Below are 1,237 nucleotides of genomic sequence, written 5' to 3' on the forward strand. Positions count from 1 at the left end.
TGGCTAAAGAGAAATTTGAACGTAGCAAACCCCACGTAAACGTGGGCACCATCGGTCACGTTGACCATGGTAAAACTACTCTGACCGCAGCAATCTCTACCGTACTGGCAAAAGTATACGGTGGTACTGCTAAAGACTTCGCATCTATCGATAACGCTCCAGAAGAGCGTGAGCGTGGTATTACCATCAATACCTCTCACATCGAATACGATACTCCAAACCGTCACTACGCACACGTAGACTGCCCAGGCCACGCTGACTATGTTAAAAACATGATCACCGGTGCTGCTCAGATGGACGGCGCTATCCTGGTAGTAGCTTCTACTGACGGTCCAATGCCACAGACTCGTGAGCACATCCTGCTGTCTCGTCAGGTAGGTGTACCTTACATCATCGTATTCATGAACAAGTGTGACATGGTAGACGATGAAGAGCTGCTGGAACTGGTAGAGATGGAAGTTCGTGAACTGCTGTCTGAGTACGACTTCCCAGGTGATGACCTGCCAGTAATTCAGGGTTCTGCTCTGAAAGCTCTGGAAGGCGACGCTGCTTGGGAAAGCAAGATCATCGAACTGGCTGAAGCTCTGGATTCTTACATTCCTGAGCCAGAGCGTGCGATCGACCGTCCGTTCCTGCTGCCAATCGAAGACGTATTCTCTATCTCTGGCCGTGGTACTGTAGTAACCGGTCGTGTAGAGCGCGGTATCATCAAAGTTGGTGAAGAAGTAGAAATCGTTGGTATCAAAGATACCACCAAGACTACTTGTACCGGCGTTGAAATGTTCCGTAAGCTGCTGGACGAAGGTCGTGCAGGTGAGAACTGTGGTATTCTGCTGCGTGGTACCAAGCGTGACGAAGTTGAGCGTGGTCAGGTACTGGCTAAGCCAGGCACCATCACTCCTCACACCAAGTTCGAGTCTGAAGTATACGTACTGTCCAAAGAAGAAGGTGGTCGTCACACCCCATTCTTCAAAGGCTACCGTCCACAGTTCTACTTCCGTACTACTGACGTAACCGGTACCATCGAACTGCCAGAAGGCGTAGAAATGGTAATGCCTGGTGACAACATCAAGATGGTTGTTACCCTGATTGCACCAATCGCGATGGACGAAGGTCTGCGCTTTGCAATCCGTGAAGGCGGCCGTACTGTAGGCGCTGGTGTTGTTGCTAAGATCCACGAATAATTTCGTGTCTTAATGACAAACTGAAAAAGGAAGCTTCGGCTTCCTTTTTTGTT

At 49.6% G+C, this 1,237-nt stretch carries 1 protein-coding gene; it reads left to right on the forward strand.

Annotated features, from left to right (window positions below; genetic code table 11):
• On the forward strand, positions 1-1,184 hold a 1,184-nt coding region (gene tuf / locus ACRRUX_RS20530; protein WP_432534096.1), incomplete at its 5' end, for an elongation factor Tu.
• Positions 1,185-1,237 lie beyond the last annotated feature (53 nt).

The organism is Shewanella sp. GXUN23E, assembly GCF_050865035.1.
Classification (GTDB): domain Bacteria; phylum Pseudomonadota; class Gammaproteobacteria; order Enterobacterales; family Shewanellaceae; genus Shewanella.